Genomic DNA, 22,693 nt, shown 5'->3' on the forward strand with positions numbered 1-22,693 from the left:
AAATAAAGGAGGAGGCCGCAGGCCGGGGGACATTCGCGGAGAAAGGTACCCCGTCGGCGGGTGCGCGCCCTGAACAAGTACCCGGCATGCAATTCATCCCAGCACTGTAAATGCCTTGGTGAAAAAATCATCCCCCCCAAAGTTGCCAGACTTGAGCGCAATGTGCACCGACGTGCCTTCCGCCACATCGGTGCGGGCATGGCACCACGGCACGCCGGGGTCGATCTGCGGACCGATCTGCATCTGTGCAATTCCCAACGCCTGCACGCATGCGCCCGAGGTTTCGCCGCCCGCCACTACGAGCTGGCGCACACCGCGTTCGACCAGGCCGCGCGCAATGGCAGCGATGGTGCGCTCGACCATGGCACCGGCCTCTTCGACGCCGAGCCGGCCCTGCACCGACTTGACGGCGCCCGCCTCGGCTGTGGAGTAGACGAGCACTGGTTGCTTATCGACGAGAGGTGTTGCCCACTCGAGGGTCTCCGCAGCCACGTCGATTCCCGCGGCGATGCGCAGCGGATCGATGGCCAGAGCCGCGCCGCCGCCCTGGATGAAATCGAGCACCTGGCGGTTGGTGGCCAATGAACAACTGCCCGACACCACGGCGCGCAAGCCGGCCGCGGCTGGCAGTGCGCTTGCTTGCGACGATGGCGCAAGGCCGAAGTTGGCAGGCAAGCCGATGGCCACGCCCGAGCCGGCGGTGACCAGCGGCATCTTCGCAATGGCCGGGCCGAATCGCAGCAGGTCGTCGTTCGACACCGCGTCGACGATGGCGATCGACACGCCCTCGCCTTTCAGCTGTTCGATGCGCTCTGTAATGGCCGCCGCACCTCGCGCGACTACCGCATGGTCCACGAGCCCCACCTTGCGCTTGCACTGCGCCTGCAGCACGCGCACGAGGTTCGGGTCGGTCATGGGCGTGAGCGGATGGTTCTGCATGCCGCTCTCGTTGAGCAGCACGTCGCCCGCGAACAGGTAGCCCTTGAACACGGTTCGCTTGTTGTCGGGGAAGGCTGGCGTGGCAATGGTGAAGTCGCATTGCAGCGCGTCCATGAGCGCTTCGGTCACCGGGCCGATGTTGCCCTGCGGCGTGCTGTCGAAGGTGGAGCAGTACTTGAAGTAGATCTGCTGCGCGCCCTGCGCCTGCAGCCAGCGCAGTGCGGCCAGCGACTGCTCGATGGCCTCGGCCGGTGCGATGGTGCGCGACTTGAGTGCGACCACCACGGCATCGACTTCAGCGTCGAGTGGCGTGGCGGGCACGCCGATGGCCTGCACCACGCGCATGCCGGCGCGCACGAGGTTGTTGGCCAGGTCGGTGGCACCGGTGAAGTCGTCGGCAATGCAGCCGAGCAGCAGCTTGGGCATTGCTCAGTCCTTTGCTGCCACGGCCAGCTTTACCGCCTGCGGGTTCTCGCGCACATAGTCGCGCAAGATGGCGTCGAAGCTCGCATCGGCCTTCAAGCCCAGCGCCTCGGCGCGCGCCGCACGAATGCGGCTGGGCCAGCTGGTCACGATCTTGGCGATGTTCGCATCGGGCTCCCAGTCGATCAGCGACGTGGCCTCTTTGCCGGCGATGCGCTCGAGCGCATCTGCCATTTCGCGCACGGTGGTCGTCAACGCGGGCAGGTTGACCGCGGTGCGCGCACCCCACTCGGCAGCGCTGGCCGTGGCCGCGCGGATGATGCCCGCGACGGTGTTGCCGGGCGATGCAAGGGCAACGGCTGTCTCGGGCGCCACGGGGCAGCGCGCGCGCTCACCAGCCAGCGGCTCGCGCAGCATGCCGCTCAGGAAGCTGGAGGCCGCGCCATTGGGCCGGCCCGGCCGCACCGACACCGTCATGAGCCGCACGTTGCGCCCCTGCACGAAGCCCTTGCGCGTGAAGTCGGCCACGAGCTGCTCGCCGATGAACTTCTGGATGCCGTAGCTGTTCTGCGGTGTCGGCAGCGTGGTGTCTTCGATCACCTCGGGCAGGCGCTGCTCGGGCGAATCGCCGAAGACCGCGACCGAGCTGGAGAACACGAACACCGGCGCATGGCCCGCGCGGCGGCAGGCTTCGAGCAGCGCGCGCGTGGTGTCCAGGTTGCTACGCATGCCCAGGTCGAAATCGGCTTCGCATTCGCGGCTCACCGCGGCGGCAAGGTGGAACACGGCATGCGTGTCGGCCAGCGGCAACACGCCGCTCACTGCCTGCTCGTACAGGTCGCCCTGCACAAAGTGCACGCGGCCATCGGCTTGCAGGTCTGCGGGTGGCGGCACGCGGTCGGCCAGCGTGATGCGCGCGACGGGCTGGACCACGCCGCCGGCCAGTGCCAGCGGGCCGCCCGCGAGCAACGTGCGCGCGAGCCGCGCACCCACAAAACCGCAACCTCCGGTGATGAGAATATTCATGATCTTGTCTTCCTTGTTCAGGCTTTCTTGTCGGCAGCCGGCAGTTCGATGCCGGGAAATATCTTGATGACCGCGCTGTCGTCCTCGCGCGCAAAACCCGCGGTAGACGCCTGCATGAACATCTGGTGCGCGGTGGACGAGAGCGGCAACGGAAACTTGCTGGCACGCGCCACGTCGAGCACCAGGCCCAGATCCTTCACGAAGATGTCGACGGCCGAGAGCGGTGTGTAGTCGCCTGCCAGCACGTGCGCCATGCGGTTCTCGAACATCCAGCTGTTGCCCGCGCTGTGCGTGATGACCTCGTACAGCGCGGCCGGGTCCACGCCTTCGCGCAGGCCTAGCGCCATGGCCTCGGCCGCCGCGGCAATGTGCACGCCGGCCAGCAACTGGTTGATGACCTTGACCTTGCTGCCCGCCCCTGCGCGGTCTCCAAGACGATAAACCTTGGCCGCCATGGCGTCGAGCACGGCGCCGGCCTTTTCATAGGCCGCGGGCGTGCCGGCGGTCATCATGGTCATCTGTCCGCTCGCGGCCTTGGCGGCGCCGCCGGAAATCGGCGCGTCGAGGTACAGGATGCCCTGCGCGGCCAGGCGCGACTCGAGCGCGACCGACCAGTTCGGATCGACCGTGGAGCACATCACGAACAAGCTGCCGGGCTTCATCGACGCCGCGCAGCCGGGCGTGGTGCCATCGCCGAACAGCACCGACTCGGTCTGCGCCGCATTGACGACTACGGAAACCACGATGTCGCACTGCGCACCGAGCGCGGCCAGCGTGTCGCAGGCCACACCGCCGTCGCGCGCAAAGGCGTGGGCCACGTCCAGGCGCACGTCGAACACGTGCGGCTCGTAGCCCGCGCGGCGCAGCGATTGGGCCATGCCGCTGCCCATGGCGCCAAGGCCCACCAGGCCGACGACCGGTGTGTTGTTGGTGTTTGAAGTCATGTCAGGGGTTCTTTCGATCAGCGATTCACAAGTTGCTTGGGCGTGAGCCACACGCCGATGGCCCCGAGCACCAGCGCGCCGGCCAGCACGTACATGCCGATCTGCGTGCTGCCGGTGAGGTCTTTCAGGTAGCCGATGAGATAGGGACTGACGAAGCCCGCGAGGTTGCCCACCGAGTTGATGACTGCAATGCCGGCAGCCGCGGCCGTGCCCGACAAGAAGGCGGTAGGCAGCGACCAGAACAGCGGCGCGCAGGTGAGAACGCCGGCTGCAGCGAGCGAAAGAAACGCGAGCGACACGACCGTATTCTGCGTGTACGAGGCCGCGACCGTGAAGCCGATCGCGCCCATCAGTGCGGGCACGATCAGGTGCCAGCGGCGCTCCTGCCGGCGGTCGGCGCTGCGGCCGAAAAGGTTCATCGCGACGATGGCGCAAATGAACGGAATGGCGCTCAACAAGCCGATGTGCAAGTTGCCCTTCACGCCCGTCGCCTTGACAAGCGTGGGCAGCCAGAAGGTCAGCGCGTATTGGCCCATGACGAAGGCGAAGTAGATCAGCGCCATCCACCACACGCGCGCATCGCGGAACATGGCGCCCACCGAGTGCGGCCCCTTGGCGCCGTGCGCCTGGTCGCGCTCGACCTCGCGCTGCAGCAGGCGCTTTTCGTCCGGGTCGAGCCAGCGCGCATGCTGGATGCCGTTGTCCAGGTAGACCAGCACCATCACGCCGACGATCACGGCCGGAATCGCTTCGATGATGAACATCCACTGCCAGCCCTCCATCGACGACACACCGTGGAAGGCATCCATGATCCAGCCCGAGAGCGGATTGCCGAAGATGCCCGCCACCGGAATGGCCGACATGAAGACCGCGATGATGCGCGCGCGCCGATGCGCCGGGTACCAATGGGTGAGATACAGGATCACGCCGGGGTAGAAGCCCGCCTCAGCCACGCCGAGCAGAAAACGCAGGATGTAGAAGCTGGTCGGCGTTTCCACAAACACGAAGCACGCCGAAAGCACGCCCCAGGTGATCATGATTCGCGCAATCCAGATTCGCGCGCCCACCCGGTTGAGCAGCAGGTTGCTCGGCACCTCGAACAGGAAGTAGCCCAGAAAGAAGATGCCGGCGCCCAGGCCGAACACCGTTTCGCTGAAGCCCAGGTCTTGTCCCATCTGCAGCTTGGCAAAGCCCACGTTCACGCGGTCGAGATACGCGACCACATAGCAGAGCATCAGAAAGGGAACGAGGCGCCAGAACACCTTGGTGTAGGCACGCTTCTCGAGCGCGACATCGGCCGGCGTGTCCGCAGTGGCAGCCAGCGGCGCGTGGAGTGTTGAAGTCATTGGAGGAAGTCGTTTGGATGATGAACCGGGTCTCGCTTGGGCGGTGCATGCGGCGCGCCGCCCTTATTTGTCAGGTCATCATACAAATCTGAAACAGGCGATCTGCTTCGGGTAAACCCGCAAGCTACACCTCGTTTCCTTTTCTTCTACTGGCCCGCGGGCCAGCCTTCGACCAGCGGCCGGGCGAGTTGCGCGCCCTCCTGCTGCCAGAAGGCAGGGTCGGCCTGCTCGATGCGGCGAATGGCGTTGTCCATGTGGGACTTGGCGGCTTCTCGCGCGCGCAGCGGGTCCCCCGCCTCGATGGCTTCCACGATCCGCGCATGCTCCTGCGCCACCTCGCGCGCAAAGTCGGCCCGGCGCGCCTCGTTGGCGCGCGTGACACGCGTGGCGCCATGAAGAAACTGCCGCAGGTACTGCAGCGTGCCGATCAAGAAGGGGTTGCGCGCCGCCTCGGCAATGGCGCGATGAAAACGCACGTCTTCGTCGGCCCCGTTGCGCCCCGCCGCCACCGCGGCATGCAGCGCCTCGATGGCTTCACGGATGCGCTCCACGTCTTCGGGCGTGCGCCGTTCAGCGGCAAGCGCGGCCACTTCGGCCTCGAGCGCGCGGCGCAGTTCAACCATCTGGATCACCGCTTCACGCGAGGCCACATGCGGCATCTCGAAGCGCAGCGGCTCCACGCCGGCCGCGCGCACATAAACGCCGCTGCCCTGGCGCGAATCGAGCAGCCCCAGCGACTTGAGCCGCGAAACCGCTTCGCGCACCACCGTGCGGCTCACGCCGAACTGCTCGGCCAGCGCAGCCTCGGTCGGCAGACGGTCGCCTGCCGACAAGCGCCCGCTGCGCACCTCGGCCGCCAGCGCATCGGCCACCTGGTCGGCGAGGCGAACGGTAGGGGCGACGGATTGAAATCGTGCGGTCATGAACGCGTGGGGCGGTGGGCTGCGACTCTAACGCAGGGCCCTGCGCTGAACACCCTTGAAATTTAAGGACTGCACGCCACTGACGAGTGTTGTCATGACGCTCCTGGGACATGTGAAAAATCGATGTTTTCTAGCTAAATCTCTACGTGTTTATCTATTTTGACACCTGTTAATGACTCTTACCGAGAAGATCTGAACTCATGTGCCTGTGACGGACTGGCAATACCAACAGGCACCAAACAGCACAGTGGAATCGGAGGAGCGGCATGACTTTGACCTATTTCGAAATCGTCGCCCGGCCACTGGAGCAGCCCTCAACTCTATTGCCCGGTATCACATTTCAATTTTTCCCTTATTCATGAAAATCAAATCTTCGATCTCGTCTCTTGTTCTCGCAGCAGCATTTGCCGTTCTCTCTGGCTGTGCCAGCCTGCCGTCGCCGGAAGTCATGAAGGCAGAGACCGCGTCCTTCCAGCTCCCCAAGTTGCCAGATGCGGGCAAGGCGATCGTGTACGTGGTTCGGCCTTCCGGCGTGGGTGGTTTGGTTCGCTTCAATGTTTTTGTCGACGACCAGGAAGCCGCATCAGAGATGGGGTACACCCGCTCGAGCCAGTACATCTATTTCAATGTGACGCCTGGCACCCACAAGATCTATTCCAAGGCGGAGAACTGGGCCGACACTCAGATCACAGCCAACAGCGGCGACGTCATCTACATCCAGCAAGAACCCTCGATGGGCATCGTCATGGCGCGCAACAGCGTGAGCAAGATTGATGAGGTTCAAGGCAAGTACCAAGTCAAGCAGCTGCAACTCGGCACCATCCTCAAAGCCGACAAATAAGAGGGGGCGGGCGGCAGGACGGGCCTGGGTTCACCCCAACGCATACCGCGCCGCCCGCGCAATGCTCCCCGCATCCACCCCAAAGAACTCCCGCAGCGCCGCGCGCGTGTCGCTGCGGCCGAATCCATCCGTTCCCAGGGTGAGATAGCGGCGGCCTTCGGGCAAATAGGCGCGCACGCTCTCGGGCACGGCACGCACGTAGTCGGTGGCGGCGATGATCGGGCCCTTTCCGGCACCGAGCTGCTGCGCGATGAACGGCACACCGGCCTCTTTCTCACCCGCAATCGCGCGCTGCTCGCAAGCCAGGCCATCGCGCGCAAGTTCGCTCCAGCTCGTCACACTGAACACCTCAGCCTCGATACCTTCATCGGCCAACAGCTGCGCAGCCTTGACGACTTCGGTGAGGATGGCGCCCGAGCCCATGAGCGTGACGACCTTCTTCGTTTTCGCCTTGCCTGAAGCAGCCGGCGCATACACGCCGAATCGATAGCAGCCGCGCAGGATGTCCGCCTCTGCACCCTCGGGCACATCGGGCTGCGCGTAGTTCTCGTTCATGAGCGTGACGTAATAGAACACGTCCTTCTGCTCGACCATCATTTCGCGGATGCCCGCATCGACGATGACCGCCATCTCGCCTGCAAATGCGGGGTCGTAGGCCTTGCAGTTCGGAATGGTCGCGGCCACGAGGTGGCTGCTGCCGTCCTGGTGTTGCAGGCCTTCGCCGCCGAGGGTGGTACGGCCCGAGGTGGCGCCCAGCAAAAAGCCGCGCGCACGCTGGTCGGCGGCGGCCCAGATGGCGTCGCCCACGCGCTGAAAGCCGAACATCGAGTAGTAGATGTAGAAGGGCAGCATGGCCAGGCCGTGCACGCTGTAGCTGGTGGCGGCTGCCGTCCAGCTGGCAATGGCGCCGGCTTCGCTGATGCCTTCTTCAAGGATCTGGCCGTCGGTGGCTTCGCGGTAGCTCAGCACGGAGCCGATGTCTTCGGGCGCATAGCGCTGGCCCACGCTCGAATAGATGCCGACCTGCTTGAAGAGGTTGGCCATGCCGAAGGTGCGCGCCTCGTCGGCCACGATGGGCACGATGCGCGGGCCCAAGGCCTTGTCCTTCAGCAGGTTGCCGAGCATGCGCACGAAGGCCATGGTGGTGCTCATTTCCTTGCCGGCCGCCGCTGTCGCGAACTGCGCGTAGCTTGCGATGTCGGGCTTGGGCACGACGTCGCATGCGGTCTCGCGGCGGGGCATGGCACCGCCGAGCGCGGCGCGGTGGCTGCGCAGGTACTGCATCTCGGCGCTGTCTTCGGGCGGGCGATAGAAGTCCAGCGCAATGGCCTGCGCGTCGGTGAGCGGCAGGTTGAAGCGGTCGCGAAATTCGATGAGGTCGACGTCGCCCATCTTCTTGTGCGAGTGCGTGGTCATCTTGCCCTGCGCGGCGCTGCCCATGCCGTAGCCCTTCTTGGTGTGGGCGAGGATCACGGTGGGCTGGCCCTTGTGCGCGGCCGCGGCGGCATAGGCGGCGTATATCTTCACCAAGTCATGGCCGCCGCGCTTCAGGCGGTCGATCTGCTCGTCGGTCATGCCTTCGGCCAGGCGCGCGAGCTCGGGGTTCTGGCCGAAGAAGTTGTCGCGGTTGAAGCGGCCGTCCTTGGCCGCAAAGGTCTGCATCTGGCCGTCGACGGTGTTGGCGAACACGCGCGCGAGCGCGCCGCTCACATCCTGCGCGAAGAGGCCGTCCCAGTCGCTGCCCCACACGAGCTTGACGACGTTCCAGCCTGCGCCGGCAAAGAGCTTCTCGAGCTCGTCGATGATGCGGCCATTGCCGCGCACCGGGCCGTCCAGGCGCTGCAGGTTGCAGTTGACGACCCACACGAGGTTGTCGAGCTTCTCGCGCGCGGCAAGCGTCAATGCGCTCATCGATTCGGGCTCGTCCATTTCGCCGTCGCCGAACACGCCCCACACTTTGCGGCCCTCGCAGTCGAGCAGGTTGCGGTGCGTGAGGTAGCGCATGAAGCGTGCGTGATAGATCGAGCTGATCGGGCCGATGCCCATCGAGCCAGTCGGAAACTGCCAGAAATCCGGCATCAGATAGGGATGCGGGTAGCTGCTGAGGCCGCGTGCGCCGCTGCCCTGGGTGAAGGCGGGCGCAGTCAGTTCCTGGCGATAGTGCTTCAGGTCCTCTTCGCTGAGGCGGCCTTCGAGGTACGCGCGTGCATAAACGCCGGGTGCGCTGTGCGGCTGGAAGAACACCAGGTCGCCTCGATGATTTTCATCGCGCGCATGAAAGAAGTGGTTGAAGCCGGTCTCGAACAAATCGGCCGCACTGGCATAGCTGGCAATGTGGCCGCCCAGTTCGCCGTACGCCTGGTTGGCCTTCGCCACCATCGCGAGCGCGTTCCAACGCATGAGCGAAGCCAGGCGCTCCTCGACGGCGAGGTCGCCCGGAAACGGCGGCTGGTCTTCCACCGCAATGGTGTTGACGTAGGGCGTTGCGAGTTCGGGCTGCCATCCGATGCGTTGCTGCCGCGCAAGCCGGGCAAGCTCCACCAGCATCTGCCGCGCACGCTGCGGACCATGCGTTTGCGCCAGCGCCAGGAAGGCGTCGCGCCATTCGGCGGTCTCCGCTGGGTCGGGGTCGTGTGAGAGCGGCGTGTTGAGCAGCAGCGCGCGCATCTGGTCGGATGAAATCGGGGCGTTCATGCCGGCACTTTAGGCCGCAACGGCAAGAATTAGCTACCGGCCTGGGCATACCCACGGCACCAGCGCAGCATAAAATTCCTGAAAACCAACCAAACGCCGCATTTCGTGCAACTCGACAACATTGACCTACGCATCCTCGACGAGCTGCAACGCGACGGCGGCTTGTCGAACGTGGAGCTCGCGCGCCGCGTTCAGCTGTCGCCCTCGCCTTGCCTCGCGCGCGTGAAGGCGCTGGAAGCCGGCGGTGTGATCGACCGTTATGTGGCGCTCGCGAATGCGAAGGCGCTGGGCCTCGGGCTCAATGTGTTCATCTCGATCAGCCTCACCACGCAAAGCAAGCAGTCGCTCGCCGACTTCGAGCAGCGCATTGCGGAGCACGACGAAGTGATGGAGTGCTACCTGATGACGGGCGACAGCGACTACCTGATCCGCATCGCAGTGGCGGACATGGCGGCGCTGGAGAAATTCATCCTGGAACAGCTCACGCCGATTCCGGGCATCGAAAAGATCCGCTCGAGCTTTGCGCTCAAGCAGGTCAGATACAAAACGGCGCTGCCGTTGCCGGTAGCGCCGCTTAAGTTCAAAGGGTAAGCCACCCACCCGCATGGGTGGCTGGCTCACGGCCGGCCGTCCTCAGCTGCCGACGCGTCCGCCGTCGTCCTTGGTGATGACGATGGTTGCCGAACGCGGGCGCTTGCCTGCACCGTAGCCTGCGTTGGAAGGCCACTGGCTGGTGTACTTCGACGGGTCCGCCAGGTTGGCTTGCTTGGTGCTTTCGCCGGGGTGCTGGATGTTGACGAAGATCGCCTTGCCGTCCGGCGTTTCGCACAGGCCGGTGAGCTCGCAGCCCGAAGGGCCGACCAGGAAGCGCTTGAGCGTGTCCGCCGTCGGTTGCTTGCCGATCATGGTGTCGACCGTGTACTGCGTGCTGTCCGCGCGCTGGTAGGTCAGGGTCTTCTTGGCGCCGTCGCCGACCTGGCCCGGCAGGGCGGCCAACATCATGCAGTTGGTCACGTCGGTGTAGGCGCCGTCATCGGTCTGGATCCAGCAGATACCGGTCGAACGGCTGAACACCAGGCCGTCGGGGCTGGAGAAGTCCTGGTCGCCGGTGAGCTTCGAGAGGTTCACCGTATCGGCATTGGCGCCCGACTCGGCACCGAAGGCGTACACGTCCCAACGGAAGCTGGTGCTCGCCGGATTGCCGCCGGCATCGGCCATGCGCAGGATGTGGCCGTTCGGGTTGCCGGACTGCGCGGTCGCGCCCTTCATGTCGGTGTAGACGCGCGGGTTGGCCGGATCGGGAGCCAGCTGCGACGACGAGGCCGGCTCGATGCGGCGGTTGCTGTTGTTGGTCAGCGTGAGGTACACCTCGCCGTTGGCCGGGTTGGTGGCGCACCACTCGGGGCGGTCCATCTTGGTGGCGCCGACGGCATCGGCCGCAAGGCGCGCGTTGACCACCACATCGGCCAGGTTGGCAAACGAATAGCCGGCAAAGCCTGCCACCGCGGGGTTCGAGAGCGACAGCTCCTGCCAGGTGCCCGCACCGTCGGCATCGAAGCGCGCCACGTAGAGCGTGCCCTGGTCGAGGTACTTGGCACCGGTGGCGAGCGGATCGACCGGGTTGGCATCGGCCTCTGACCAGACCGCATCGGAAACGAACTTGTAGAAGTATTCGTTGCGCGCGTCGTCGCCCATGTAGCAGGCCACCTTCTGGCCCACGACCGGCTTGCTGAACGCAATGCTCTCGTGTGCGTAGCGGCCCAGGGCGGTGCGCTTCACGCCGAGCTTCGACTTGTTGTACGGGTCGAACTCGACGACGAAGCCCATGCCGTTCATCTCGTTGCGGTAGTCGTCGGTACCGTCGGTGGAAGCGCCGGTCTTGCTGATGTTCCAGCGCTGGTACTTGTCGTCCGCGCCGGCGGATTCCCAGCCGTGGCGGCTCGCGGTGCCTGCGGTGCGGCCATAGCGCTTGAGCGAGGTCACGCTCTTGTCGTTGCCGCGTGCGGTGTCATCGCCCGCTGCGCGGGTGAAGTAGTTCACCCAGTTTTCTTCGCCGGTGAGGAAGGTGCCCCACGGCGTCTTGCCGGTGCCGCAGTTGTTGAGCGTGCCGCGCGTCTTGACGCCGGTGGGCGAGTACTTCGTCTTCATCAGCGCGTCGCCCTTGGCGGGGCCTGCGATGTCGATCTCGGTCAGCGGCGTCACGCGGTGGTTGAATGCCGAATCCTGGACGTAGCTCCACTTGCCGGCGCCGTCCTTGCGCACCTCGAGCACTGCGATGCCGTGGACGGCGACTTCCTTGTCCACTTCCGCGGCCGGGCGGGGCAGCGTGGTGGTGCCTCCGTTGGCGTGCAGGAAGAACGAGGCCAGCGTTTCGTCGGTCGTCGCCTCATGGTTCACCGCGAGCAGGCCGCGGTCGATGCTCGAGTCGGAGCGCTTGCCGTCGGCGCCCAGGCCAAACCACTCCATGCCGTCGTGGTGGTCGCCGCCGCGGTTTTCAAAGTCGGTATCGGTGCCGTCGTTCGCATAGGCCGGCGTGGTGCCGGACAACGGATCGCCGAGGGCGTAGATGACGCTGGCGCTGTAGCCGACGGGAATGACGACGCTGTCGGCCAGGCTCTTCGCCACGGCGCCGAAGCCCAGCAGCTTTTCGACCGGGCCAGGGGCCGGGCCGGGAGCTGGCGCGGGTGCCGGGGCCGGTGCGGGTGCCGGAGGAAGAATCGGAAACCCCACGCCACCGCCCCCGCTACCGCCGCCGCAGGCGGTCAGTACGGCAGCGCTAACGCCGCCCAGCAGCAGGCCACGGCGGTTGAGCCGGTTGGCCAGTACGCTGTCGAAGGTGGGGTTGGCGGAACGATTGGAGTCTTCGTCGTTGAAGTCGATGCGGTCTGACATTGGAGGAATTCGTGGGGTGGTGGAGAAAAACACCCCATGCTAGGAAGCCCCCGTGACATCGCCGTGAATCCGAAATGACAGCTCGCTTACGTCCTATGTCTTACTGCTTTGGCCACAGCGCCCACAGGCGCAGCGGCTGGTTCATGCTGGCAGCCAGCCGGCCGGCGTCCGCACCGGTGCCGGCAAAGTAGTCGGCGCGCACGGCGCCGACGATGGCGCTGCCGGTGTCCTGCGCGACCACGAGCTTCTGCAGCTGCGCGGCGGGGCCGCTCGAGGCGAGCCACACCGGCGTGCCGTACGGAATGCTTTCGCGGTCGACGGCGATGGAGCGCCCCGCCGTGAGCGGCACGCCCTGCGCGCCGCGCGGGCCGAACGAAGCGTCCAGCTCGCTCATCGTCTCTTCGCGGAAGAACACATAGCGCGGATTGCTCCACAGCAATTGCGACACGCGCTGCGGGTTCTGCGCGGCCCATGCCTTGGTGTCGTCAGGCCATTTGCCGACCTTCGACACGCCTTGCGACATCAGCCATTGCTGCACGCTCTTGTAAGGCTGCTCGTTGGTGGCCGCAAACGCCACGCGCACGGTGCGCTGCACGCCGTTGGCTTCGGTGATGCGAAGGCGCCCCGAGCCCTGGATGTGCAGCATGAGCGCGTCGATCGGGTCGGCCATCCACGCGATCTCGCGGCCGCGCAGCGCCGCCTGAGCCTCGGGCAGGGTTTCGATCTCTTGCCGGGTGTACCAGGGGCGGCGCGGCACCAGGCCTTCCGGCGCCTGGTAGATCGGAACGTTGAAGGTGGCGGTGGGCACGCGCGAGGCGTCGTACACCGGCTCGTAGTAGCTCGTGAGCTTGCCTTCGCTGGAGCCCGCGAGCGACTCGACCCGGTAGGGCTGCAGCCGGTCGGTTATCCACTGGCGCTGCTCTTCGGGCGTCGCAATGGCCAGCTGGCGCACGTCGCGGCACAGCGGTGCAAAGGCGGCATTGGGGCGCGCGCAGTTGGCAAGCAACGCAATCCAGGCTTCGTGCAGCGGATCGTCGCTGAAACCCGGAAGCTCCGACCAGCCGACGGGCACCCATCGGCTCTTGGGATGCGCCAGCGAGCCGGTCAGGGGGCCGAGGTCGCGCGGGGGCGTTACGGTGGGGCGCGCCGGGGTTTCCGGTGCGCGCGGGCTGAGCGAGCAGCCCGCCATCGTTGCTACGATCGCGAGCCCTACCAGCCACTGGAGTCCATTTCTCATGGGATTGATTTTGCTTGAAGCCCTCGGGGCAGGGCTCGTGCTCATATTGATCGTCTGGTGGACCATGTTTTCCGGTCGAAAGAAGGGTGAGCTGCACGAAGAAGATGAGACCGTCGATGACAACGAGTCCGCCAAGCAGGGCCGCCCTCCAGAAGCGTGAATTTCTTGCGTAGCCGCAAGTCGCAGGGAAATGTCGGAGAAGAACCCATTAGCTATTACTTTAGTAGCAACCGTCCTAGCATTCATCGGACGCGGCGAAAGGTTTTCCTGTTTTCGGCGGATCGCTAAGGCCGTACCATCGCATGCTTGCCGAAGCTAAGCTGTGGCCCGCCTGATTCATCCTTGAAAGGGAAAGCCATGAAAAAATTCGTTCTCGCCACCTCCGCCGCCGCCCTCGTCCTGTCCGGCTGTGCCGGCGGCATGACCGACACCCAACGCAACACCGGCATCGGTGCCGGCATCGGCGCCTTGGGCGGTGCGGCCATCGGCTCCGCCACCGGTGGCAACCGCGGTGCCATCGGCACCGGTGCTGTTGTCGGTGCCGCAGCCGGCGCGCTTGGCGGCTACCTGTGGTCGCAGCGCATGGAAAACCAGAAGCGCCAGATGGAAGCCGCCACGCAAGGCACCGGTATTGCGGTCACGCAAACCCCGAACAACGAGCTCAAGCTCCAGATTCCGAGCGATGTGTCGTTCGACGTGGGCCGCTCCAACATCAAGTCGAACTTCGCGCCCGTGCTCGACCAGTTCGCAAGCGGCCTGCGCAACAACCCGAACGCCGAGGTGCGCATCATCGGCCACACCGACAACACCGGCTCGGACGCCATCAACAACCCGCTGTCGGTCGACCGTGCCGCCAGCACGCGCGACTACCTGGTGGCACGCGGCGTGAGTGCCGCGGCCTTCCGCATCGAAGGCCACGGCTCGCGTGAGCCGATTGCCGACAACAACAGCGATGCCGGCCGGGCCCAGAACCGCCGCGTCGAAATCTTTGTGGGCGAGCGCGCACCGCGAGGCTGAACTCGCCAGTAGATAGAAAAATAAGTAAGTAAGCCAGACAAGAAGAAAAAAGCCGGCCGGGCGGGAGCGGCCGGCGCCCATCGTTATCGTTTCAATGTCAATCCAGAGGGAAAACTCATGAGGAAGTTTGTTGTTTCGGGTGCGGCTGCGGCCGCATTGTTCATTGCGGGCTGCGCTTCGCAATCGCCTGCGCCGGGTGCTGCAACCGCACCGGATGCCCAGTCGGCCGCGCCGTCCAACAGCTGGACCGCGCGCCTGGCGTCGCTCAAGACCGAGCTGGAAAATTCCACCAAGGGCACGGGCGTGGTGATCGAGCAGACCGCGGACAACCAGCTGCACCTTGTGGTTCCCAACGAGCTTTCGTTCGACGTGGGCCGCTCCAACGTGAAGCGCAACCTCGCCCAGGTGCTCGACAAGGTCGCCGAAGGCCTGCGCAGCGCCACCGCAGCCAGCGTGCGCGTGGTGGGCCACACCGACAACACCGGCAGCGAAGAAGGCAACGAGCGCCTCTCCGTGAGCCGCGCCGACAGCGTGCGCAACCACTTGGTGGCGCGCGGCGTTTCGACCACCGCCATCACCACCGATGGCCGCGGCTCGCGCGAGCCCCTGGCCGACAACGGCACCGCCACCGGCCGTGCGCAGAATCGCCGCGTCGAAATCTTCGTCGCGGAAAAAAGCTGATCTCTTAGAGATCTCTCAAGCGGTTGGCCAGCTCAACCGCTGACTTCACTTCCATCTTTTCGAACACGCGCGCGCGGTGGACCTCCACCGTGCGCACGCTGATCGCGAGCTGGTCGGCAATCAGCTTGTTCGGCAGGCCTTCGACCACGAGCCGCATCACGTCGCGCTCGCGCTCGGTGAGTTCGGCAATGCGGCCGGCCAGGCTGCGCCGCACGCGCTGCACCTCGAGCGCCCGAAGCGAAGCACCCAGCGCCTGCTCGATGCGGTCGACCAGCGCGTTGTCCGAGAACGGCTTCTCGCAAAAATCGAATGCACCGCGCTTCACCGCGTCGACCGCGGTCGGCACATCGGCGTGGCCGGTCAAAAAGATCACGGGCATGGCATCAAGCAGGCCGCGCTCCGCAAGCCGGTCGAACAGCACCAGCCCGCTGGTGCCGGGCATGCGCACATCCAGCAGCAGGCACAGCGGCTGCTGAGGCAGCGGCCCTTCGGCCAGGCGCTGCTCGAAGGCCTCGGCGCTTGCAAAGTGCTCGCTCTCCAGTCGGCGCGAGCGCAGCAGCCAGGCCAATGCCTCGCGCACGCTGGCGTCGTCGTCCACGATGAAGATGAGGCCGTCGATCAGCGGTTGCATATCAGTCGTTTTCAAGAATGTGGCCGCGGCAAACCTGCAAGGGTCATGCCGCCGGCAGGGTAAAGCGGAACACCGTGCCCCGGGGCTGGTTGGGCTCGAACATCAACACGCCGCCGTGCTGCTCCACCACGGTGCGGCACAGGCTGAGACCAAGCCCCATGCCGTCGGCGCGCGTGGTGAAGAAGGGTGTGAAGAGGCGGCTCGCCACCTCTTCGCTGATGCCGCTGCCGAGGTCGGCCACCGAAAACTCGAGCCAGCGGCGCGCGTCTTCCACGCCCGTGCCGCCTACCGCCACGGCGCGCGCCACGCGCAGCCGCAGCACCCGTTCTCCGGCATTGTCCGGCGTGTCCATGGCCTGCATGGCGTTGCGCGCCAGGTTGAGCAGCACCTGCTCGACCAGTGTGCGGTCGCACATGGCCTGCGGCAGGCGGTCTTCGAGCAGCACCTCGATGATCACGCCGAGCTTGCGCGCCTGCAGCCGCACCAGCGGCAGCACCGCATCGACAAGTGCCTGGGGCGCCACGGCCTCGCGCGTGCGGTCGCGCCGGCGCACGAAGTCGTGCACGCTGCGAATCACCTGGCCGGCGCGGTCGGCCTGCTCGGCAATGCGCCGCACAGCCATGGCCACTTCGGCCTGCTCGCCCTTGGCATGGGGGCCGAGCATGTTGAGCGAGCCGGTGGCATAGCTGGCAATCGCGGCCAGCGGCTGCGTGAGCTCATGGCTCAACAGCGATGCCATTTCGCCCACCGTGGCAAGCCGTGCGCTGGCCTGCAGGCGCTCCTGGCTCGCGCGCGAGAGTTCTTCGATGCGGCGTTGCTCGCTGATGTCGATGAACGCGCTCATCCAGCCGGTCTGCACGCGCTGCGCGTTGATGAGCGGGGCTTCGAAGATGAGCACCGGAAAGCGCGTGCCGTCCTTGCGCATGAAGACCGACTCGAAGCCCTCGCGCGGCGGCATGCCGCCGGCCAGGCGCCTGGCTTGCCGCTGCTGGTATTCGTGCGCCAGCTCGGTGGGCCAGTAGGGCACCTCGGTCGATTCGCCGCTGCCGGCCATCAGCTCTTCGGGGCTGAAGCCGACCATCTCGCAGAACGCCGGGTTGACGTAGGTGATGCGGCCCTGCAGGTCCCGCGCGCGCAAGCCGGTGATGACCGAGTCTTCCATCGCCTTGCGAAAGGCCAGCGCATCGGCCAGGTCGCGCTCTGCGCGCAGCCGGCGGCGCGTGTCGCGCGCCAGCAGCACCAGCACCGACACCAGCGCAATCGATATGCCGGTGACCAGCGCCGTGAGCACGTTCGGAAAAAGATCGGGCGCCGCGCGCCAGCCGTCGACGCGCAGCATCAGCGCGGCTCCTGGCAGATCGATGAGCTGCTGCGAGGTGAAGACGCGCGTGCCGGTGCGGCGCGACGTGCCGAGCGCCACCAGCCGCGTGCCGTCGGTTTCGGTAAACGCCACTTCCTGCCCGCGCGTGAGCGTGGGGCCGACCAGTTCGATGAGCGTGTCGCGCAGCGAGTAGCTCGCGACCAGGAAACCGCCCGCGTCGATGGGCACGCAGAGCTCCATCACCTCGACGCCGCCTCCGCCGAGCACCGGTACGAAGTGGCTCGGCGAATAGGCGGGCGCACCGAGCTTGCGCGCGGCGGTGCAGGCCAGCGCCACGTCGGTCTGGTCGGCGCCGCGGCTTTCCTCGTCGATAAGGCGCATGCGGTAGGGCGTGTTGGCCGACTCCAGCGGACGCAGCGCGGCGTCGCGCCACTCGAGGCGAAGCCACTCGCGATGCTCCCTCAGCAAGGTGGCCGCGGCCTCGGGCCAATGCGTGCGGTCCAGGCCCGAAGCCTGCGTGGCGCGCAGGCTCTGCGCATTGCGCTGCAAGCCGATGCGAAGGTCGGACACCGCATCGGCCGTGTCGCGGTCGAGCGCCGCCTGCACCTGCTCCACTTCATGCCGCCCCGCGAGCCACACCACGGTAACGAGCAGTGCGGACACCAGCACGGCCAGAATGAGCCAAAGAAACCAGCGCTTCCACAGCGAGCGCAGGCGCGCGAACGCCAACAGCGCCCACCGTGGCGACGCGGCGGTCAGCACATCCTGCATCTAGAGCACGCAGTGCGAGAGCACCGGCAGCTGCGCGCGCATGCGCCCGGTCTGCCCGGCATCGATGTCGACCAGCACCACGCCTTCTTCGAGGGCCTGCTGCGCAACCACGGTGCCCCACGGGTCGACCACCATCGATTGGCCCCACGTATGGCGGCCGTTCTCGTGCGTGCCGCCCTGCGCAGGCGCGACCACCCAGGCCAGGTTTTCGATGGCGCGCGCGCGCAGCAGCACCTCCCAATGCGCGGCACCGGTGGTGCGGGTGAAGGCGCTGGGCACCAGCAACAGGTCGGCGCCCTGCTTGGCAAGCGCGCGGTACAGCTCCGGAAAGCGCAGGTCGTAGCAAACGCTCATGCCCACGCGCCAGCGGTGACCATCGCGGGACGGTAGGTCGAACACCACGGGCTTGGCGCCCGGTGCGATGACGCGGCGCTCGTCGTAGCGCTCGGTGCCGTTGTCGAAGTAGAACAGGTGGATCTTGTCGTAGCGCGCCACGCACTGGCCATCAGGCGAGTAGCACAGCGAGCTGTTGAACACGTGCTCCGCATCGTTGCTTTCGATGGGCAGCGTGCCGCCGACGATCCACAGGCCGAACTCGCGCGCCGCATCGGCAAGAAAGCCCTGCACCGTGCCGGCGCCGGCGGTTTCGCGCAGGCCCAGCTTGTCAGTGTCTCGCGCGCCCATCATGCAGAAATACTCGGGCAGCACCGCCAGCTCGGCGCCGTCCGCCGCGGCTTGCGCGAGCAGGTCGTGGGCGCGTGCGAGGTTCGCTTCGCGGGCGATGGCCGACACCATCTGGATGGCTGCGACTTTCATTGCGTGGTCTCCGTTTTCCGGCCTTCGGCGGCGGGCGCCGGCGCGGGAAGATTCAGGGGATTGGGCAGGATGGACCGCGGCACCTTGGCTATCTTGGGGTCGGCCCAGGTGCCTTCGATGTGAAACTCCTGCGTGGCGGCGGCTGCGAGCGGCTTGCTCAGCACCCATTGGGCCAGGAAGGTGCCCAGCCCGATGGCGGGGTTGATGGCGGTGGCCACCAGCGCGGCCGTGCCGGCATTGATTTCGGGCACCACCACCACGCGCAGGTCCTGGGTTTCGCGCACGATGTCCGCCGAGCCGTCCATGAGCGCGGCGGCGTTGACGCCCTTCATCTGCAGGTTGTTGGTGCTCGCAATGCCGTTCGTGATCTTCGCGTCGCCGCGGATGAAGTCGAAGGCGAAGCCCTGGCTGAACACATCGCGGAAGTCGAGCGTGAGCCGGCGCGGCAACGCCTGCAGGCTCAGCACGCCAAGCAGCTTGGCAAGGCCGGGGTCGGCCTTGAGGAACTGGCCCGATCCCACGTTGACCTGCAGCTGCCCGCCCAGGCTGGGGTAGTCGAGCGAGAACGGCGAACCGCGCCAGTTGACGTCGCCCTCGAGCCGCCCGCTTCCGCGCCGCAGCACGCCGGGCATGCCGAAGCGCGCAAGCAGGTCGCCGGCATCGGCAATGTCGAGCCTGAAGGTCATGGCGGTGCGGCGCTGCTCGACGCGTCCGGCCCTGCCGCCCGGCACGGCAGCCCAGGTGCCCTTGGCCGCGAAGCTCGCCTCCGGCATGGTGAAGCTCAGCTTGTTGAGCAGCCATTCGCGGCCGGCGCCGCCGCGGTTGACGGCATCGATTTCGGCGCGGCCGAGCCGCTTGCCGAGCAACTCGAAGTCGTCGATGACGATATCGAGCGCGGGCAACGTGCCGGGCTGTTCGTCGAGCAGCGTCTCGACCTGCGTCGCCTCGGTTGGCGCGATCTTGAGCCGCGCGAGCCGCGCATGGAGCCGCCCGGCCTGCGAGTGGCTGTACTCGGCATAGCCGCTGAGCTCGGTGGCGTCGATGTTGGCGCGCCAGAGCGAGCCGTCGCGCGTGCCGCCCAGCACCACGTTGTGCAGCGTGCGGCCTGCAATGCCGAGCTCCTGCGCGCGCACGGCAATGCGCGTGGGGAGGTAGCCCATGGCCGCGTCTTCGGGCCGCTCGGCGCCACCCGCTTCAGCCGCATTGGTTGCGGTGTCGCCGACCAGGGCTTTCCACGCAGGCATATCGAGCTTGGCGACGTTCACGTTGGCGAGCACGCCCCTGTCGGGCACGCTGGCCGTTTCGCCCGGCGCCAGGCCAATGCCGATGCTTCCGCGCAGCACGCGCGCGTCGGCGCCCGAGATGTCGCGCACATATTGGGCGCTGCCGATGCGGCCGAGCTCCAACGAAAGCTGGTCTTGCACCGCAATGCCGGCGGCCCCGCGGGTTTCGCGCTGAAGCACTTTCTTTTCGATGCGCAGCGGCATCTGCTCGTCCGCCGTCTTCACGAGCGGGGCGGGCAATTGCAGGGCGAGGCCCTGCAAGGTGCTGGTGAGCAGGAACTCCGGCGCGCCGTCTCGCATCGAGAAAGTGACCGCGTAAGGCGTGCTGCCCGTAGCCTTGGCCGCGATGCGGGTCAGCCACTCGGCCTCGCGCGCACTGCGAAGGCCTTCGGCGGTTGCGGTGCCCTGCGCTTTGAGTGTTACTTCGCGGTTGGCGCCGGCAAAGCGGCCGCGGCCCTCGATGCGGACGTCGCCGCCCAGCAGCCTGGCGTTGAGGCCGGCCAGCGAAAAGTTGGTTTCGGTAAAGCCGACGACGCCCTTTGCGTGCGTGAACGACGGCGCCTCGGGCGCCAGCTGCAGCTCGTTGTCCGACAGCGCAATGCTGGCCTGGACCTTGGCCGCGTCCATGTCCTCGAGCGGCAGCTCGAGGTGCAGCCGGTAGTCGGCCGTGCCGGTGGCGCGCGCACGCGACAGCACCTCGCCGGTTTCGCCGGCCAGCGGAGCGCCCACGCGCAGCAGTTCGCCGAGCGGCCCCTTGGCCTGGGCGTCGACGCGCAGCAACGAGGCGTCGTGCGACATGTCGGCAATCTGCGCCTCGGCCTTGGTGACCTCGATGCCGGTCGCTCCAGCCAGCCGGCCGCGCGCGTTGCGCACCAGCATGCCCGCGCGCTCGAACACCAGCTCGCCCGAGACGCCGGTCAGGGCGGGCCAGACCGCCGCGGGCGTGCCGGGCCGTGCCGAGGCGGCGGCCCTGGAGGCGGTGGACGCCGCGGTGGCGGAGGCCGGGGGCACGTAGGCGTAGTTGACATCGGCCACCTTGGCCACGATGCGGAACTCGCCCCGCTTCGGGTCCATGAAGGGCATGTCGTGCAGGTCGCCGCGCACGCGGAAGTCGACGCTGCTGGCCGTGCCCTTGGTGACCGCCTGGCGCACGTAGTCGCGCGTGTGCTGGGGAATGTCGAGCGGCAGGTAGCGGAACACGCGCGTGCCGTCGGCGCGGGTCAGCTTGCCCTGCAGGTCGAGCACACCGGGGTAGAGCGACTGGCCGGCGGAAATGGCGGGATCACTGGTGCGCCAGCTGGCTTCGGCCTCGCCCTCGGCATCGGCGTTGGCGAAGCGCAGCTTGGACACCTGCAACTGCGCATGGCCCTTGTCGAGCTTCCACTGGAGCTGGGCCGCCAGCCGGTCGATGGGAATGACGGGCTCCTCGAAAACGCCCGGAAACTCGAGCGTGCCCTGCGCCATGGACAGTGCGGCGGTGCCGCCGTTGTGGGTGGCGTCGAAATCGATGGTGGCGCCGCTCAGGCCGGGCGAGCCGGCGTGCGCGTGGGGAGTGGCCGGGGCGCCGGCCTTGGGAGCTGCGGAAACCACGGGCGGGGCGGGTTGCGACGCGACCCGCAGGCCGCTGACGCGCCCCTTGGCCTGGTAGCGCTCGGGCGCACCCAAAGAACCCTGCCAGTTCAGGTCGATGCGCTCGACCAGCCCACGCGGCGCATAGGCATCGAGCGCACGGTGCGTGGCCTCGCCCAGCGGCAGGCGGTCGGCAATGAGGGCCAGCGCCGCCAGGTCGAGCCGGTCGGCGCGCAAGGCGCCGTGCTCCGGCGTGCGGCCGCGCGCGGGCGAGTGCTGCATCCACAGGTTGCCGCCGGGCCAGCGCATGCCGTCGGCGGTGTCGAACTGCAGCGCGGCGGTCGAGAATTCGAAGTTCTCTTCATTGAGTTGACCGGCAAGCCGGCCGGTGACCGAGAGCAGCACCAGCGGCTGCAATCCCCGTCCCAGCGAGGCATCGACGCGGTTGAGCCCCAGGTCGGCGGCGCCGCCCACGATCTGCCCGTCCTTCACGTCGGCCCAGACGCGCAGCGCGCCGCTGCCTTCGCGGATGCGCGCGTCGATGGAGACGTAGCGGCCGAGGCGGGTCACGTCCATATAAGGCAGGTCGGCGTAAAGCTGGCCGTCCCAGGTCTGCCAGCGGCCGGAGCGCACCGACAACAGGGGCTGGCGGAACTGGCCGCGCAGGGTGAAGCGCTCGCCCCAGCCGGCCGGAGGGGTGGCGTCGAGCCGCAGCCCGTGGCGGCGGCCACCGTTACGGGCCACAAAACGCACATCGGTCAGCAACAGGGGCTCGGCCTGGCGCTGCTCGTCGGTCCAGCGGACGGTGCCGCCTTCGACCACCAGTTCGCGCTGGGCGAAAAACCAGTCGGCGGCGCGGGTCTCTCCGGTGGTGTCGTTGGACATGTGCAGGCCGGCCACGTGCAGCTTGCCCAGCACGTCGCGGCGCACGTCGACTTGCGGCCCCTCGACGTAGAGCTGCTCGAAATTGAGGCGCCACAAGGAGCGCGGCGACACGCTCGCCACCACCCGCACAAGGCGCAGGGCTTCGCGTTGGCTGGCATCATGCAGCACCACGTCGCGCAGCTCGAAGGCAGGAAACAGACTATCCGAACGGGCGGTGATCGACCCGATGCGCACAGGTACCCCGATGGCCTTGCTGGCTTGTGCCTCCAGGGCACCACGGTAATCGCCGATTCGCGGCACAATCCACGCGTGTAGGACAACCACTGACAGTGCAAGCAGAAGCCATGCAGCGATCAGTAAACCCAGCAGCCAGCGCGCCGTCGCAGCGGTGATCTTGAGCAGACGTGAAGGGGGAGACGCCGTGTCGTTCATTGAGGATCGCGCTGTGTCGGGA

At 66.8% G+C, this 22,693-nt stretch carries 17 protein-coding genes; 5 read left to right on the forward strand and 12 right to left on the reverse strand.

Going from position 1 to position 22,693, the window contains the following annotated elements; all coding sequences use genetic code 11:
* Positions 1 to 93 precede the first annotated feature (93 nt).
* From otnK to V9L20_RS15155, 5 genes are all read right to left on the reverse strand, one after another.
* Positions 94 to 1,365 (reverse strand): 3-oxo-tetronate kinase, encoded by a 1,272-nt coding sequence (gene otnK / locus V9L20_RS15135; RefSeq protein ID WP_337297216.1) that lies wholly within the window; start codon positions 1,363 to 1,365, stop codon positions 94 to 96.
* 3 nt (positions 1,366 to 1,368) lie between these two features.
* Positions 1,369 to 2,388, reverse strand: a complete 1,020-nt coding sequence (gene denD, locus V9L20_RS15140) for a D-erythronate dehydrogenase (protein ID WP_337297217.1) — start codon at positions 2,386 to 2,388, stop codon at positions 1,369 to 1,371.
* A gap of 17 nt (positions 2,389 to 2,405) precedes the next feature.
* Positions 2,406 to 3,332 carry an L-threonate dehydrogenase gene (gene ltnD, locus V9L20_RS15145; RefSeq protein ID WP_258502953.1) on the reverse strand — a complete coding sequence of 309 codons (927 nt, stop codon included), beginning with the start codon at positions 3,330 to 3,332 and terminating at the stop codon, positions 2,406 to 2,408.
* A gap of 17 nt (positions 3,333 to 3,349) precedes the next feature.
* Positions 3,350 to 4,678 (reverse strand): MFS transporter, encoded by a 1,329-nt coding sequence (locus V9L20_RS15150; protein ID WP_337297218.1) that lies wholly within the window; start codon positions 4,676 to 4,678, stop codon positions 3,350 to 3,352.
* Between the two features lie 146 nt (positions 4,679 to 4,824).
* The gene (locus tag V9L20_RS15155) at positions 4,825 to 5,601 is read right to left on the reverse strand and encodes a FadR/GntR family transcriptional regulator (protein ID WP_337297219.1); all 777 of its coding nucleotides are present in this window, start codon (positions 5,599 to 5,601) and stop codon (positions 4,825 to 4,827) included.
* 358 nt (positions 5,602 to 5,959) lie between these two features.
* On the opposite strand from V9L20_RS15155, the gene V9L20_RS15160 reads away from it, so the two are divergent.
* Positions 5,960 to 6,442 (forward strand): DUF2846 domain-containing protein, encoded by a 483-nt coding sequence (locus tag V9L20_RS15160; protein WP_337297220.1) that lies wholly within the window; start codon positions 5,960 to 5,962, stop codon positions 6,440 to 6,442.
* Positions 6,443 to 6,472: 30 nt separating this feature from the next.
* Here V9L20_RS15160 and mdeB read toward each other — a convergent pair whose 3' ends face one another.
* On the reverse strand, positions 6,473 to 9,136 hold the full coding sequence (mdeB, locus tag V9L20_RS15165; RefSeq protein ID WP_337297221.1) for an alpha-ketoglutarate dehydrogenase: 2,664 nt from the start codon (positions 9,134 to 9,136) through the stop codon (positions 6,473 to 6,475).
* Between the two features lie 105 nt (positions 9,137 to 9,241).
* Here mdeB and V9L20_RS15170 point away from each other — a divergent pair, with 105 nt between their 5' ends.
* Positions 9,242 to 9,727 (forward strand): Lrp/AsnC family transcriptional regulator, encoded by a 486-nt coding sequence (locus V9L20_RS15170; protein ID WP_337297222.1) that lies wholly within the window; start codon positions 9,242 to 9,244, stop codon positions 9,725 to 9,727.
* Between the two features lie 42 nt (positions 9,728 to 9,769).
* Here V9L20_RS15170 and V9L20_RS15175 read toward each other — a convergent pair whose 3' ends face one another.
* Positions 9,770 to 12,028: a PhoX family protein gene (locus V9L20_RS15175; protein WP_337297223.1), complete on the reverse strand. Its 2,259-nt coding sequence runs from the start codon at positions 12,026 to 12,028 to the stop codon at positions 9,770 to 9,772.
* 100 nt (positions 12,029 to 12,128) lie between these two features.
* Positions 12,129 to 13,265: a murein transglycosylase A gene (gene mltA / locus V9L20_RS15180; protein WP_337297224.1), complete on the reverse strand. Its 1,137-nt coding sequence runs from the start codon at positions 13,263 to 13,265 to the stop codon at positions 12,129 to 12,131.
* Here mltA and V9L20_RS15185 point away from each other — a divergent pair.
* From V9L20_RS15185 to V9L20_RS15195, 3 genes are all read left to right on the forward strand, one after another.
* On the forward strand, positions 13,264 to 13,425 hold the full coding sequence (locus V9L20_RS15185; protein ID WP_337297225.1) for a hypothetical protein: 162 nt from the start codon (positions 13,264 to 13,266) through the stop codon (positions 13,423 to 13,425). The two genes, mltA and V9L20_RS15185, sit on opposite strands and share 2 nt — an antisense overlap.
* A gap of 197 nt (positions 13,426 to 13,622) precedes the next feature.
* Positions 13,623 to 14,282 carry an OmpA family protein gene (locus V9L20_RS15190; protein ID WP_337297226.1) on the forward strand — a complete coding sequence of 220 codons (660 nt, stop codon included), beginning with the start codon at positions 13,623 to 13,625 and terminating at the stop codon, positions 14,280 to 14,282.
* Between the two features lie 117 nt (positions 14,283 to 14,399).
* Positions 14,400 to 14,963: an OmpA family protein gene (locus V9L20_RS15195; protein WP_337297227.1), complete on the forward strand. Its 564-nt coding sequence runs from the start codon at positions 14,400 to 14,402 to the stop codon at positions 14,961 to 14,963.
* Positions 14,964 to 14,967: 4 nt separating this feature from the next.
* Here the strand turns inward: V9L20_RS15195 and V9L20_RS15200 are convergent, their stop codons facing one another.
* Genes V9L20_RS15200 through V9L20_RS15215 form a run of 4 tightly spaced genes read right to left on the reverse strand, consistent with a single transcriptional unit; the run spans position 14,968 to position 22,671 of the window.
* Complete coding sequence (locus V9L20_RS15200; protein WP_157616401.1) at positions 14,968 to 15,594, reverse strand: response regulator transcription factor; 627 nt, start codon at positions 15,592 to 15,594, stop codon at positions 14,968 to 14,970.
* 43 nt (positions 15,595 to 15,637) lie between these two features.
* Positions 15,638 to 17,686, reverse strand: a complete 2,049-nt coding sequence (locus V9L20_RS15205) for a two-component system sensor histidine kinase NtrB (RefSeq protein ID WP_258502971.1) — start codon at positions 17,684 to 17,686, stop codon at positions 15,638 to 15,640.
* Positions 17,687 to 18,502, reverse strand: coding sequence for a carbon-nitrogen hydrolase family protein (locus V9L20_RS15210; RefSeq protein WP_337297228.1), 816 nt, complete (start codon positions 18,500 to 18,502; stop codon positions 17,687 to 17,689). It lies immediately after the preceding gene.
* Complete coding sequence (locus V9L20_RS15215; RefSeq protein WP_337297229.1) at positions 18,499 to 22,671, reverse strand: YhdP family protein; 4,173 nt, start codon at positions 22,669 to 22,671, stop codon at positions 18,499 to 18,501. The genes V9L20_RS15210 and V9L20_RS15215 overlap by 4 nt, the downstream gene beginning before the upstream one ends.
* Between the last annotated feature and the right edge of the window lie 22 nt (positions 22,672 to 22,693).

The organism is Variovorax sp. CCNWLW225 (assembly GCF_037204045.1).
GTDB lineage: Bacteria > Pseudomonadota > Gammaproteobacteria > Burkholderiales > Burkholderiaceae_C > Variovorax.